We start from the raw sequence: 13,871 nt of genomic DNA on the forward strand, positions 1-13,871 counted from the left end.
TGTCAGGTCAGCCAATGTGATCACGCCGCGCAACTGGTGATCTGCCACGACCATAAATTTGCGATGCCCTGTCTTTGAAATGACGTCCAGAAGTTCAAGAACGGGCATGTCCGGGGCAACCATCGTGTCTTCTTCCAACCCGACAAACACATCGCCGACACGGGTATTGGCCCAATGTTCACGATCAATACCGGCCAGAACAGACTGGTCCATGTGCCCCAAAAGAATGTTGTTTTCCAGAACCGGCACGAAACTTACACCATGGCGCAGCATGATTTGGTTCACGAATGCCGACAAGGTCATGTCGGGCCCGACAGTGACCGGATCACGGGCCATCAAGGCACCTACGGTCTTGTGCTCGAACACCGTCTGCGCCAGTTTCGAGGTATAGCTTGATCGTGCTGCAATCAGAACAAACCCGCCGATCATCAACTGCCACATGCCTGTGACATATAGGCCCTGAAACAGCGCCAAAACCCCCAGCCCCATAAGGACATATGCGAAAAACGTGCCCGATCTTGCAGCGATCTGCGTGGCAGCCAGCACATCTCCGTTGCGGTGCCACAGATAGGCCCGCAGCACCCGCCCGCCATCCATCGGGAACGCGGGCATCATGTTAAACAGCGCCAATACCAGATTGATCAGCGCCAGATAGGACGCCACTTCGACAAAGGCGGCAGAGCTTGCGGTCAGCCATGCGGCTTGGGCGAGGGTCCAAAACCCGAGCGCCAGCGCAAGCGACGTGACCGGACCTGCCAGCGCAATCCAGAATTCATCGCGCGCCGATGTCGGCTCTGTACCCAGTTCGGCCATCCCGCCGAAAATGAACAATGTAATGCTTTTGATCGGGACACCCAGATTGCGCGCCACGGCGGAATGACCCAGTTCATGCAATAGTAATGACGCAAAAAACCCGATCATCCCGACCAGCCCCATCGTCCAATAAGTGGTGGTGGATGCGTCGGGCCAAACTTCAGGGAAATATTGCTGCGACAGGCTCCAGGTTATCAATGACGCGATAATTAGCCAGCTTGGATCGACCTTGATGTCGAACCCGTTGATGGAAAACAGCTTCACGGCATTTGAGAACATGGCAGGCTCCTGATTTGCGTTGAGCCTAACGTGAAAGTGCGCGGGCGAATTGACATCGCTCAAATCGGACCATCAAGAATGCGCGCCCACGCCTTGGTAAGATTGAGCCATGTCAAAGCAGATGCGCGATAATTTGCTAGATTGCAGTGATGCAAATCCCTGTCACGTCCCTGATACAAACCTTGATTTTATTCACCCTAAGCGCGGGCTGCGTTTGGATTGCGGGTGCGCGACTGGCGTATCTGGCAGATGCCCTGTCAGACCGGTTCAAGCTGGCCAAATCTATTGTCGGGCTGTTGCTTTTGTCGCTGGCGACATCCCTGCCCGAGGTTGCGACGACGCTGTCCGCTGCGGTACAACAATCGCGCGATCTGGTTCTAAACAACCTTTTCGGCGGTATCGCGCTACAGACGGCGATCCTGGCGATGGCAGATTTCTGGGCACGCGGGCCGATCACAAATTATCCGCGCAAGGCAAATCACGCGCTGGAGGCCACATTGCTGGTGTTGCTGCTGTCCGTGACATTGGTCATCACCAATCTGGGCGAGACATTTGTCATTGCGGGCGTAGGCTTTGGGAGCATTGCGATTGCAGTGATCTATGTCGGCGCGATCTGGTTGTTGCGCCGCTATGATGACAACAGCGACTGGGTTCCGGTTGATCTGCCCGACCCTGATCCGCTTGCCTTTCCCGCCCCCACAGGTCTGGCACAGACAGCAAACAAAAGCCTGATCTGGCAAGCTCTTGCTTCCTGTGTCGCGATTTTGGTTTTCGGTCTGTTGCTGGTGTTGTTTGCCGAACGCATTGCCGATCAATCCGGTCTTGGCACTGGCTTTATCGGGGTCACGATACTGGCTGCGGCGACATCGCTGCCCGAACTCAGCACCAGCATCGCGGCGGTACGTATCGGGGCCTATACTTTGGCCATCTCGAACATATTTGGCAGCAATCTGATCATGTTGGTTCTGGTTTTCCCTGCCGATATCCTGTTTCGTGCGGGGCCGATATTGCAGAATACATCGCGGATTGTCAGCCTTTCGTTAGGGTTCGGCCTGACTGTGACAGCGATTTACCTGATCGGTTTGATCGTCCGGCGCAAGCCGTGGATTGGCGTGTTCGGGCTGGATTCAATCCTTGTGCTGATCACGTTCCTCGCAAGCCTTGCTGCCTATTATTACGTGCGCTGAAGCCTGAGCCCCAAAGCCTTGAGCACTTCGGGTACCACAAAGATAGGAAGCGCAAACAGCGCAATCAAAGCCCATTCGTCGCGGCCCATGGGGACGGTGTGTAAAAGGGTCTGCAAGGGCGGCCAATAGATGGCCAGCATCTGGGCAGTCAGTGTTACGGCCAACGCCAGCAGCAAAAACGGATTGCTGAACCACCCTATTTTCCAGCTTGGCAGGCGCAGGGAACGGAAGGCAAAAACGCTGACCTTTTCAAAAACCACCATGGCGGTGAACGCTGTCGTGCGGGCCAGTTCGACACCAAGATCCATCAAATGAAAAAAGACCCAAAGGCTCGACAGGCCGGTATAGGTTCCGAACACAAGGATGGTCACGACCCCGCTGACGCCAAGGATCGGCGTGTCTTTGCGACGCGGTTTTTGACGCATCTGGTCGGGTTCCGATTTTTCCAACCCCAGTGCCACCGCTGTCACGCCGTCGGTGACAAGGTTCATCCACAGAATTTGCGTGGCAAGGAAGACAAGCGGGCCGCCAATGGCAATGTTAACCACCAAGGCGATGACTTCGCCGGCGTTGGATGACAATAGATAGCGGACGAATTTCTGGACATTGGCAAACTGGCGCCGACCCTCGCCGATGGCGCGGACGATGGTTGCGAAATTATCATCCAGCAGCACCAGATCAGAGGCATCGCGGGCCACATCCGTGCCTCTGATCCCCATCGACACGCCAATGTCGGCCTGTTTGAGGGCAGGGGCGTCGTTCACCCCGTCGCCCGTCATTGCAACGATCTGACCCTGTGCTTGCAGCGCGGAAACGATGCGCATTTTCTGTTCGGGTTTGGTCCGTGCAAACAGAACGTCGCCTTGCAGCAGATCATCAAGGGCAGCATCATCCAGTTTATCAAGATCAGCACCGGTCAGGTGCTGCGTCACGTTCAACGACAGTTGGTTTGCGATGGCACCGGCCGTGATGGGGCTGTCGCCGGTGATCATGATCACTTTGATCCCCGCCGCCCTGGCGAGCGAAATGGCGTCGCGCACTTCGGATCTTGGCGGGTCGATCAGGCCCACCAAACCCAGAAATGTTAGCGCTTCTTCGGTCATCTGTTTGTCATCGGCCGTGCGGCGGGCAAGGCCGATGACCCGCAACCCTTGGCCCGCAAGATCGTGAAAGGCTTGCAAAATGGCGTCATGGTCCACAGGTAACAGCGCACGGACACCTGTTTGGGTCATGACCTGAGTACAAACTTCGAGCACTTGCTCGGGCGCGCCTTTGGTCAATACCGATGTCTCGTTCTCAGATTGATACAGCACCGACATCCGCTTGCGCGCGCTGCTGAACGGAATTTCAGCAAGCAAGCCGCGTTCATTGGGCAGGTCGCACCACCCTTTGTAGCCAAGGGTAATCAGCGCCCCTTCGGTTGGCGCGCCAGTCATCTGCCAGTGATCCCCCTCGCGGTTCAAGCGGGCATGGCTGCAATATAGCCCAACCTGCAAAAGCGCTGCCAGCACAGGATCATCCGCCGCGCGTATGCGTGCCCCGTCAACTGCAATATGTCCTGCGGGATCATAGCCGGTTCCGGTCACGTCATAGCTGCGGTCCATCGTCCAGACCTGTGTTGCGGTCATCTTGTTTTCGGTCAGCGTGCCGGTCTTGTCTGCGCAAATGACCGAAGCGGCCCCCAGGGTTTCGACAGCCTGCAAACGACGCGCCAAAGCGTTCTGGCGCACCATCGCTGCCGCCCCAAGCGCAAGTGTGATCGTGACCACGGCGGGCAAACCTTCGGGCACCATTGCGACGGACAAAGAAAGCCCCGTCATCACCATTTCGGCCAGATCACGCCCCAGCAACAGGCCCAGCCCTGTGACCGCGGCTGCAACAAGCAGCGCGGCGGTGCCCAGTTGGCGGGCGAGTTGGCCAAGCTTGTTTTGCAGGTTTGTTGTCTTTGGCCCAACCGATCCTGTGAGATGTGCAATCTTGCCGAATTCGGTCTTCGCCCCTGTGGCTGTAACCCGGGCTTCGGCCCGCCCGGCGATGACAGATGTCCCGGCAAACACGTTCCGCCCGCTTTTTCCGCCATCTTTGGCGACGGGCACGGATTCACCGGTCAGGACACTTTCATCGACCTGAAGTTCAGCCGCCCGAACCACGATCCCGTCTGCTGCCACCTTGGCGCCGGGGGAGAGCACAAGGATATCGCCGGGCACAATATCGCGCGCCGGGATCATCTGTTCCTGACCATCGCGCAGCACCATTGCCTGGGGTGACAGCATCTTTCGCAAGGACGCGAGGGCGGTTTCGGCCTTCCATTCCTGAACAAACCCCAAAGCGGCGTTCAACATGACCACAAGTCCGATTGTGATCGCGTCAACCTTTTCACCCAAGGCAAGGGCGATGGCGGCGGCGACGATCAGGATCAACACAAGGAAGCTGGAGAACTGGCGCAACCAAACCCGCAACGGGCCCGACCGCGCCACCACGGGTAGTTCGTTCCAGCCATGGAGTTTCTGCGCAGCAAGGGCCTCTTGCGTTGTTAAACCGGTCTGCCGTGCAATTTCGGTCACTGGTGTGCCTCGACTATTAGGGTTTGGGGGGCTGGTATCGGGCAGGGGTCTTTTGGACGACTGGACACTATCAAACCCACAGTAGACGTCTAGGATGGTGTGACGCAGCTGACCTCAGCCCATGACATAGCGTCCGGGTGCGGCATCCAATACCTCAAAATCCGCTGCCTGAGGAAGTCTCGCCGGGCTGCTGCGTTTATTGAGCCATTGCACCCAATGGGGCCACCATGATCCATCACGGGGGCGGTGTTTTTCAAACCAGTCGGATGCAGCGGTATGTGCATTGCCTTCGGCCTTGTGCCCGCAACGGAAATGCCGCCCTGCATGGCCGGGTTCTGACAGGATGCCACCGTTATGCCCGCCGTTTGTCAAAACGAACGTCACATCCGTGTCTGTCAGCAATGACAAACGGTAAACAGAGTGCCACGGCGATACGTGATCGGTCTCGGTGGCCAAGCAATATATCTTGGCGCGGATGTCACTGAGCGCGATGGCGGTGCCGTCCACTTTGAACTGCCCCTTGGCCAGCTCGTTTCCCAGAAACAAATGCCGCAGGTATTGCGAATGCATCCGGGCGGGCATTCGGGTGGCGTCAGCGTTCCATGCCATCAGCGGGTTGGCATGTGTGCGTTCGCCCAGCAGGTAATGGCGGATGACCCGGCTCCAGATCAGGTCGTTGGAGCGCAGCAACTGGAATGCCCCGGCCATCTGGTCCGCCTTGAGATACCCGCGTGTCGCCATCATGTCTTCCAGAAAGGTCACCTGGCTTTCGTTGATGAACAACCCCAACTCGCCGGGTTCGGAAAAATCGACTTGGGCAGCAAGCAGGCTGATGCTTGCAAAACTGTCATCGTGATCCCGCGCCATTGCAGCCGCGACGATGGACAAAAGGGTACCGCCCAGACAATAGCCTGTTGCATGAAGACGGTCATGCCCCAGTTGCTTGATCTTGGTGATGGCGGCACGCACTCCTAGATCGACATAGTCCTGCATCGACAATTCCGCGTCGCCTTTATCGGGGTTCTTCCATGATATGATGAAGACTTCGAAACCCTGATCGCGCAGATATGCCACCAGCGACTGCTGCGCGGTCAAATCCAGCACGTAATATTTCATGATCCAGGCAGGAACGATCAGGATCGGTTCGGGGCGCAATTTGGCAGTTGTTGGCCGGTACCGGATCAATTCGATCAGTTCGTTTCGAAAAATCACATCGCCGGGGGTCGCAGCAAGGTCTTTGCCGACCGTATATTCACTGGTTTTGCGCGGCTGTCTGGTCAGCAACCGGTTGAAATCCTCGATCCAGTAGCGGGCACCGCGCAGCAGGTTCTGCCCAAGCTCGTCCCGCGTGCGCACCTGCACCTGCGGGTTCGTTAGGGCAAAGTTCGAGGGCGACATCATATCAATCCACTGCCGCGCGGCAAAATTGACAATCTGCGCATGTTTGGCCTCAAGACCAGGGACGTTCGTCGTCGCAAGGCCCCACCAGTTTTGCAGGGCCAGAAACTGCTGTGCATAGACGTTGAAGGGGAAACGGTCCCACGCCGGGTCAGCGAACCGCGGATCGGTTTTCACTTCTACCGGCACCTCGTTCGCCATGGCTTGTCTGGCCAGTTGAAACCGCTTCTCGGGCGACCCGGCCATATGCATCCACCAATCCACATAGGCCGTGGTCAGCGCGGCAGGGGACAGCCCGCCCGTAAACTGGCCAAGTGTGGCATGCCAATATGCATCAAGCCCGCGCGGGTTGTCCTGGTCGCCGATCACAGCTGCGACCTTTCCACCAGCGCCACACCTGCGGCAATCGCGTCGCTGGGGTGCGTGACAACATGTTCCGAGAACTCCAGCCCCTGTATCACCTCGACCATGCGGTCGTTGCGCCGGCCCAATGTAACGGCGCGCTTTTCAGCGACCCCGTCCAAGGCCACAAACACTGCCCAGCCGGTATCATTTCTAAAGGCGGCGCTTAGCGGAATTTGCAACACATCCTCGGCCCGCCATTCAACAATCCGCAGAAAGACCGAAAAACCGTCGCCAAGGCTGGGCCGGTTTTCGATGGGGCTGACCAGTTCGAAATAGGCATCAACGCGCTGTTCCTCGATGCCAAGCGCCGAAATCTTGGTGCGCGCTTTGGGGTCGATCCGGTCAAGCTTTGCCTCTAGCACCTCGTCGCCGCCCCAACGTTCGACATAGGCCAAGGCACCGGGTTTCAGACGTACGGCATCATTGGACAAAATATCGGCCACCAGTTCAAGCTGACCCGGATCGCCGATGCCAACCAGGGGCGTCCCGATAGACACGGGCCGTTCGCTGATGGCAGCAACCGATAAGACAACCCCGTCCGCAGGGGCCGTCAACTGAACACAGCAGCTATCGGGGGTGGCGTCTCTGTCATCCGGTGGCAACAGGCTGGCGCGCGCCCGTTCAATGGCACCATCCGCCATCTCGATCCGCGCTTGAGCGGCCTCAATCGTGGCATTCGCAACGGCCAGACTTTGCGTGGCGTCTTCCAACTGGGTGACAGAGACGACGCCGCGTGTCACCAGCGCCTGCGTTCTTTCAAATTGTGACTGTGCAAAATGCGCTGTTTCCTCGGCCTGTTTCAGATCGGCTTGGGCGACAAGCCGTGCGGCTGTTGCTTCTTGCAGCGCGGCCTCTGCCTGAAGCTGTGCCCGTGCATCCAGCAATCCGGCCGAAGACGGCCTTACAACCGCAACGACAGTTTCGCCCTTGCGCACAATATCCCCCTCGTCGACGGGTGAGCGCATCGCGGTCCCCGCGATCGGCGAGGCGACCTCGAACAGATCGCGGACCTGCGTCTTGCCATCCGCATTTATGGTCACCTCAAGCGGCCCTCGGGTGACCGTTGCCAGATCGACGGCAACCGGATCGGTACGGAAACTGAAATAGGACAGCCCGGCCACAAGCGTGACCCCTATGCCGATCAGTACAATTGTGCGTGTTGAATGGGCCATTTGTTTATTCCCTCGTTTTCATGACAGAAACCAGATCAAGCCGGTCCAGTCGACGGCGTACGATCATCACGGACGCAAACGCGGCGCCCAACACGACAAGACTGGCAAATGCGAATGTCGCCGGCTTCAGAACCAGCGGAATCGCATAAAGGTCGCTGGTAAAGGCACTGGTCATCAACTGGGCAATTCCCGCACCAATCAGCCAGCCAAAGGGCTGTGCCACCAATGCGATAAGCATCATTTCACCGACCAGAATATACGATACCTCGCCGCGCCCGAAGCCAAGGATGCGCAGGCTGGCCAGTTCGCGCGCGCGTTCCGACAGCTGGATGCGCGCCGCATTATAGGTCACGCCGATCGTGATCAGCATGGCCACCACGATGTAGATCGTGTTCATGACAACGATGTTTTCCTCGATCGTGTGCTCGAATGACCGGCGGTTTTCGTTCATCTCTATGATGCCGGCGATGTGCGGCGTGTTTTTCACCGCAACATGGAGCGCGTCCGATTGATCCGTGTCCAGCGTGATGTTCACCGTCGAAACACGTGGGGCCTGCCTGAAAAGCGCGTTCAGATTCTCGAGGTTCATATACGCCCCCAGACCGAAATGCTGTTCGACCAGTGCCGTGACCGTGACGCTAAACGTCTCGCGCCGCCCGGTCAGGAATTCGATATCGACCTTTTCACCGGGTCTCAGATCAAGCTGGGTTGCAAGCCGTTTTGACAAGACAACGCCGTTGGCGGGGACATCCAGCGGCTTGCCGTCTGCATCCAGCACCCTGCTCAGGTCATTGCCGGGGCGCCGCGATTCAACCGCCACACGTTTGGTCAGATGGCCGTTGTGCAAAATCGCGGCGTGGAACTGCTGGCTTTCTGCCTGCAATACGCCCGGCAGATGGCGCACGTCTTCCAGAACCGCTTCGGGCAGGTCATCGGTAAACAGCAGCATCGCATCTTGCCGGTTGGTTTGATAAAACGCCATATCGATGATCTCGGTCAGGGCATCGTTGATAAAGGTCGACGAGACGACCGATGCAACAGCCAGCGCAAGACCCAGTGATGTCAAAAAACTGCGCAACGGCCAGCGCAAGAGCGAGCGCAAGATCATGACCGTGGATTGCGACAGCCGCATACGCGCCAATGCGTCGTCAATGAACGACCGCTTGAACCGCGGCGGGGCGGGCGGTTGCATTGCGATGGCGGGGGCCAGTCTTGCGGCCTTTAGGGCTGCTTGCGTGGCCCCAAGGCTGGTGGTCAGCAAAGCCGCCAATCCTGCCGCTGCATAAACCCAATAAGACACGCGAAAAATCAAGAACGGAAAGTCGAAGAACCGTGCGTATTGCCCGGCAAGTGACTGCGCCAGCACGGTTCCTGCCACCCATCCGACACCCACGCCCACCACAGCAATCAAGGCGGCGAGCATCAGATAGTGCAGGCAGATTTCGATGTCCGAGTAACCGATGGCCTTGAGCAAGCCGATCTCGCTGCGCTCCAGCGTGATGATCCGGCTCATGACCATGCTGACCAGAAACCCCGAAATCAGGAAAAAGATCGGCGGCAAGATCGCGGCCATTCCTTTCAGCTGCTTGAGCTCGGCATCGAGAAACGCGTCAGACTGCTGGGCCGTGCGGTCATAGGCCCCCAGCCCGCCGAACGGCTCTAGCAGCGTATCAAGCGCATCAATCACGGGCGCGGTCGTCATCCCGGATGCCACCGCAATCGCGACATCGTTAAACGCACCTGTCATGTCAAACGCCGCGGCCGCTGCGCGTTCAGGCATCCAGATGATGCCAAAGGACTCGTTGTCGGGCATCAGGGCACCGGGACCGATGGTATAGACAAATTCAGGCGACAAAGCGGTGCCAACAATCGTCAGGCTGCGTTTCTGCCCTCTGAGGTTGGCGCTAAAGCTGTCACCCAGCTTGAAGCCGTTCGCGATAGCGAAGGGTTCATTCACCACGATTTCTTTGGTGCTGATGGGGTTGGGAAAACGCCCCTTCACCAGAAAAGGAAGGTTCAAAAGCGGGTCGGAATCTTCGGGATATGAGAGAATTCTTCCAACAGCCGTTCTGGTCCGTCCGGGAATATCCAACGTTGCGGCACCGGTAATCCGCGCCTCCACGCTCATCACGCCGTCGATGCGGGAAATTTCGGCCAGCAGTGACAAAGGCGCGCGTTTGGCCTGGGCAAAGATATCGGCAAAGCGGTTGCGTTCATAATAGGCGGTGCGCGTTTCAGACAGGGCATTGTACATCCCGACAGACGTCAAAAGGATCGCCACGCCGCAGGCCAACACCATTGCTATCGCAACGGCCTGCACCCAGAGGCGTTTGAAATCACGCAGTAATTTGATATCTAATGCATGCATCGGACCTACCAGACGATTTCTGAGGGGGCGATCCGCGTCTTGTTGACCCGCGTTTCGCTGATTTTACCGTCCTGGAAAAAGATCACACGATGCGCCATGCGCTGGATTTCGGCGTTATGGGTGATGACAACTGTCGTGGTGCCAAAACGTTCGTTGATGTCGCGCAAAACCTCGAGCACTTGCACACCTGTGGTGCTGTCCAGCGCCCCTGTGGGTTCGTCACATAGCAGGATCTGCGGGCGCTTTGCGATGGCGCGCGCAATGGCGACACGTTGCTGCTCGCCCCCCGACATCTCGGACGGAAAATGGTCCATGCGCTTGCCCAGACCGACCAGCGTCAGGGCTTCTTCGGCGGGCATGGGGTCGGGGGAAACATCGGTGACCAGTTGCACGTTCTCGCGCGCTGTCAGGCTGGCAACCAGATTGTAGAACTGGAATACGAACCCCACATGATCACGCCTGTATTTTGTCAGGTCGCGATCCGACATGTCGGTCAATTCGGTGTTGCCGAACCAGACCTGCCCGTCCGTTGCATGATCCAGCCCGCCCAGAATGTTCAAAAGCGTTGATTTACCGCTGCCCGAAGGGCCAAGCAGAACCGTCAGTTCACCTTTGAACAGTTCAAGATCGACGCCACCCAAGGCGTAAACCTCTACCTCTCCGGTTTTGTAAACCTTGGTAACACCTTTAGTTTTGAAAACGACTTCTGCCACACGCACCTCCTGGGTAGGTCCTTGATAGACAATAGACATCTGTGCTGGAACCGGATTGATTGATCTCAATTCAATGGCCAAAATCGTTGGGTATCAGAAATCTTGCCTCGCACGGCAAAGAGGGAGCTGAAAATGACCACTTCAAAACCTGAAACCGCGGTCTTTGAGATGACGGAGGGCCATTGGCAGAGGCTGGCAAAGTCAGGCGAGGCGCATAAACATCGCTACGGGCACGCGGCTGTTGTGTCTGGTCCGGTGGGGCAGGGCGGCGCTGCGCGGCTGGCCGCACGCGGCGCGTTGCGCATCGGTGCTGGCGTGGTCAGCGTGGTTTGCAGCCCTGACGCGCTTGCCGAACATGCCGCGCAGCTGAATGCGATCATGGTCAAGCCTTACGTTTCGGTTGCCAGCTTTGGGGACCATCTGGCCAAAATCAAACCGCAAGCGGTATGTATCGGGCCAAACCTGGGTTTGGGGGCGGCCAGCCAAACCCTGCTATGCGCCGTTCTATCCTCGGGACTGCCGACATGTTTGGATGCGGACGCGATCACATTGATCGCTGACAAATCTTTGAACCTGCCCCCCGTCGCAAATCCGCAAAGCGTCATGACACCGCACGAGGGTGAATTGCGCCGTTTCATCCCCGAGGTATTTGCCACAACCTCCTGCCGCGTGTCCCTTGCGCAAGCGGCTGCGGCAAAGGCCGGGTGCGTTGTTTTGTTCAAAGGCCCTGAAACCGTCATTGCGGCACCGGATCGGACACCCGTCATGGTTTCGTCAAAACCGTTTCGACACACCAGTTGGCTTGCAACAGCAGGATCTGGGGATGTGCTGGCAGGTTTCATCACGGGGCTTCTGGCACGCGGATTTTGCGGGATTGATGCGGCATCGATCGCCGCTGATCTGCACTTTCGCTGCGCAGATGCCTTTGGCCCCGGCCTGATCGCCGAAGACATCCCCGAAATGCTGCCCAAAGTCTTGGGTTGATCTAGATCAACCTGACGGGCCCGCCATGTGGTAATCAGAGCGAAAAAACAGGTGAAGCCTTATGTTGATGAGTAATTCATGGCGGAGTATGTTTCCCCGCTTGGCAGATATCTCTGCAGAAGTGTCCGATCTTCTGGACAAACGGGCAAGTCGGACAGTCCTGCAAGAAGGGGCGTTGGTTTTTGGGCCGGATAATCCCGCGACAGACCTTATACTGTTGGTGTCGGGGTCAGTCCGGGTGCAGCGGCAGTCCCAAGATGGCCGCAAAATTGTACTGAACCGGATGCATGCTGGCGAAAATTGCGTTCTGACAGCCGCCTGTCTGTTGGCCTCCGAAAGCTGCGCCGCCGAAGCCATTGCCGAAACGGATGTCGAAGCCATCAAGATCCCACGCGAGGTCTTTGACACCCTGATGTCCATATCCCAAAAGTTTCGCGCCTTTGTTTTCGAGGAATATTCGAAACAGATCACCGATCTGTTCCTCGTGATCGAAGACGTTTTTACTGAACGGATGGATATTCATGTCGCCCAAAAACTGCTTGACGCCGAAGACATGCAGCCCGGCCTGCGCAACCCTGACAAAGCGCTCGCAATTGAATTGGGAACAACCCGAGAAGTAATCTTGCGCCAGATCAATGAATTTGAACGCCGTGGTTGGATAAGATTCAATCAGGGCCAGATCGAGTTGCGTGATATTGCGGCACTTGAACGGTTGGCCCAACCGCCATGGTTGCCAATCAGCGCTGCAGTGTCATCAGCAAGCCCACGCATGGGGCATCTAAGACCATAACCAATCTGAAAAGGAATATACCATGACTGCAAATGTTGGAAATGCCGACCGTCTTATCCGTGCCATCTTGGGTATCATACTTATTATCGCACCGCTTTTGAACATGCCGGCGATCTGGTCCAGCAGTTACGCTGCTTATGGCAGCATGGCTGTGGGGCTGGTTCTTGTTCTAACAGCGCTCGTTCGGTTTTGCCCCCTATACCGGCTTCTCGGCCTCTCCACGTGCAAGATCGGCTGACGGAAACTGCATCCGGATCGGCAAACCTGCCAATGATTTGAATGCGAAAGTGCAGGGTGAATTTCTTTACCCTGTTTTCCCCGTCTTTGATCCGCGTCAATTCTCTGGGCCCGCTTTGGTGGTATCTATTCTCACATACGATAATCAAGGATATAAAATGCCGGACCTAAACCACTATGAACAGCTGATTTCCGCGCGCCTGCAAGAGCTTGATACGCGGATACACGATGTCGACCATGATCTGGGCGAGCCAAAGCCGCGCGATTTGAATGACCAATCCATCGACATCGAAGATGACGAGGTATTGGAAAGCCTTGGCATGGCGGCGCAAAAGGAAATGGCGCTGCTTAATCTTGCCATGGGGCGGATCAAAGACGGTACCTATGGCATCTGTAAAAAATGCGAGGAGCCGATTTCCGAGGAACGGCTGAATGCCGTGCTGTACGCGCCTTTGTGCAAAAGCTGCGCGGCAGGCGTTTAACGGCGGCCTTGCAGACCCCGCGGGCGCTGACGTGCCCGCGTTTAGTCCTGGATCGCCTCAAGGTAATCCAGCAACGCTTCGAAATCCGCCTGAAGCACTGCGTTGCTGGCTCCACCACGTGGATAAACATGCTGCAATCCGACAGATGCAAACTCGGGCATGGCGGAATAGGGGTCATCCTTTTCTAATGTCCCCATAACGAAACGCCTGACGAACTCACGTGGGAAATAGCCGTCGTTGCGCTGCTTGAGGCCTGCCAGATCAGGGGGCACCACACCCAAGCCCAAAGACGCGGGGCCGCCACCTTCTCCCTTTGCGCCGTGGCATTGGGAACATTCTTTGGCATAGACAAGCTGCCCCCGTTTTCCCGCATGGGAGGGACCGGAGGATGTGGGGGTACAGGCCGACAGGACTGCTACGCAAACGCCGGACAGAATGAATGAGTAAGAGGGCATACGCGGGAAAGTTTCCTTTGATTG

General features: G+C 57.2%; 12 protein-coding genes. 5 read left to right on the forward strand and 7 right to left on the reverse strand.

The genetic code is table 11. The annotated features are described in order from the left end of the window. Positions 1–1,092: site-2 protease family protein (locus tag ACSQ13_RS00005; protein WP_435988046.1), on the reverse strand; the 1,092-nt coding region annotated here is incomplete at its 3' end. A 149-nt stretch (positions 1,093–1,241) separates the two neighbouring features. Between ACSQ13_RS00005 and ACSQ13_RS00010 the strand changes: the two genes are divergently transcribed. Then, positions 1,242–2,279: a sodium:calcium antiporter gene (locus tag ACSQ13_RS00010; protein WP_295510098.1), complete on the forward strand. Its 1,038-nt coding sequence runs from the start codon at positions 1,242–1,244 to the stop codon at positions 2,277–2,279. Here ACSQ13_RS00010 and ACSQ13_RS00015 read toward each other — a convergent pair. The 5 genes from ACSQ13_RS00015 to ACSQ13_RS00035 form a co-directional block, all read right to left on the reverse strand. Next, complete coding sequence (locus ACSQ13_RS00015; RefSeq protein WP_295510102.1) at positions 2,267–4,843, reverse strand: cation-translocating P-type ATPase; 2,577 nt, start codon at positions 4,841–4,843, stop codon at positions 2,267–2,269. The genes ACSQ13_RS00010 and ACSQ13_RS00015 overlap by 13 nt on opposite strands. Positions 4,844–4,957: 114 nt before the next feature. After that, positions 4,958–6,610, reverse strand: coding sequence for a PHA/PHB synthase family protein (locus ACSQ13_RS00020; RefSeq protein WP_295510105.1), 1,653 nt, complete (start codon positions 6,608–6,610; stop codon positions 4,958–4,960). After that, a complete protein-coding gene (locus tag ACSQ13_RS00025; protein ID WP_295510107.1) occupies positions 6,607–7,818 on the reverse strand; it encodes an efflux RND transporter periplasmic adaptor subunit in 1,212 nt (403 codons plus the stop codon). The genes ACSQ13_RS00020 and ACSQ13_RS00025 overlap by 4 nt, the downstream gene beginning before the upstream one ends. 4 nt (positions 7,819–7,822) lie before the next feature. Beyond that, positions 7,823–10,186 (reverse strand): ABC transporter permease, encoded by a 2,364-nt coding sequence (locus tag ACSQ13_RS00030; RefSeq protein WP_295510110.1) that lies wholly within the window; start codon positions 10,184–10,186, stop codon positions 7,823–7,825. A gap of 5 nt (positions 10,187–10,191) precedes the next feature. Next, positions 10,192–10,938 (reverse strand): ABC transporter ATP-binding protein, encoded by a 747-nt coding sequence (locus ACSQ13_RS00035; protein ID WP_373028114.1) that lies wholly within the window; start codon positions 10,936–10,938, stop codon positions 10,192–10,194. Positions 10,939–11,031: 93 nt separating this feature from the next. Between ACSQ13_RS00035 and ACSQ13_RS00040 the strand changes: the two genes are divergently transcribed. From ACSQ13_RS00040 to ACSQ13_RS00055, 4 genes are all read left to right on the forward strand, one after another. Further along, on the forward strand, positions 11,032–11,883 hold the full coding sequence (locus ACSQ13_RS00040; RefSeq protein ID WP_295510115.1) for an NAD(P)H-hydrate dehydratase: 852 nt from the start codon (positions 11,032–11,034) through the stop codon (positions 11,881–11,883). Positions 11,884–11,971: 88 nt separating this feature from the next. Continuing rightward, positions 11,972–12,673 carry a Crp/Fnr family transcriptional regulator gene (locus tag ACSQ13_RS00045; RefSeq protein WP_295510118.1) on the forward strand — a complete coding sequence of 234 codons (702 nt, stop codon included), beginning with the start codon at positions 11,972–11,974 and terminating at the stop codon, positions 12,671–12,673. Between the two features lie 22 nt (positions 12,674–12,695). After that, positions 12,696–12,911, forward strand: coding sequence for a YgaP family membrane protein (locus ACSQ13_RS00050; RefSeq protein WP_295510121.1), 216 nt, complete (start codon positions 12,696–12,698; stop codon positions 12,909–12,911). Positions 12,912–13,068: 157 nt separating this feature from the next. Beyond that, positions 13,069–13,392, forward strand: a complete 324-nt coding sequence (locus tag ACSQ13_RS00055) for a TraR/DksA family transcriptional regulator (protein ID WP_295510124.1) — start codon at positions 13,069–13,071, stop codon at positions 13,390–13,392. 41 nt (positions 13,393–13,433) lie between these two features. Here ACSQ13_RS00055 and ACSQ13_RS00060 read toward each other — a convergent pair whose 3' ends face one another. Then, positions 13,434–13,847, reverse strand: a complete 414-nt coding sequence (locus ACSQ13_RS00060) for a c-type cytochrome (RefSeq protein ID WP_295510126.1) — start codon at positions 13,845–13,847, stop codon at positions 13,434–13,436. Between the last annotated feature and the right edge of the window lie 24 nt (positions 13,848–13,871).

Origin of the sequence: Sulfitobacter sp. SH22 (assembly GCF_965641905.1) — a bacterium.
Taxonomy (GTDB): Bacteria; Pseudomonadota; Alphaproteobacteria; order Rhodobacterales; family Rhodobacteraceae; genus Sulfitobacter.

Bases quoted from the DNA above. Each gene is read 5' to 3' on its own strand.
- ACSQ13_RS00040 (WP_295510115.1), top strand. From the start codon at position 11,032: ATGACCACTTCAAAACCTGAAACCGCGGTCTTTGAGATGACGGAGGGC.
- ACSQ13_RS00035 (WP_373028114.1), bottom strand. From the start codon at position 10,938: ATGTCTATTGTCTATCAAGGACCTACCCAGGAGGTGCGTGTGGCAGAA.
- ACSQ13_RS00030 (WP_295510110.1), bottom strand. From the start codon at position 10,186: ATGCATGCATTAGATATCAAATTACTGCGTGATTTCAAACGCCTCTGG.
- ACSQ13_RS00010 (WP_295510098.1), top strand. From the start codon at position 1,242: ATGCAAATCCCTGTCACGTCCCTGATACAAACCTTGATTTTATTCACC.
- ACSQ13_RS00050 (WP_295510121.1), top strand. From the start codon at position 12,696: ATGACTGCAAATGTTGGAAATGCCGACCGTCTTATCCGTGCCATCTTG.
- ACSQ13_RS00055 (WP_295510124.1), top strand. From the start codon at position 13,069: ATGCCGGACCTAAACCACTATGAACAGCTGATTTCCGCGCGCCTGCAA.
- ACSQ13_RS00045 (WP_295510118.1), top strand. From the start codon at position 11,972: ATGTTTCCCCGCTTGGCAGATATCTCTGCAGAAGTGTCCGATCTTCTG.
- ACSQ13_RS00025 (WP_295510107.1), bottom strand. From the start codon at position 7,818: ATGGCCCATTCAACACGCACAATTGTACTGATCGGCATAGGGGTCACG.
- ACSQ13_RS00060 (WP_295510126.1), bottom strand. From the start codon at position 13,847: ATGCCCTCTTACTCATTCATTCTGTCCGGCGTTTGCGTAGCAGTCCTG.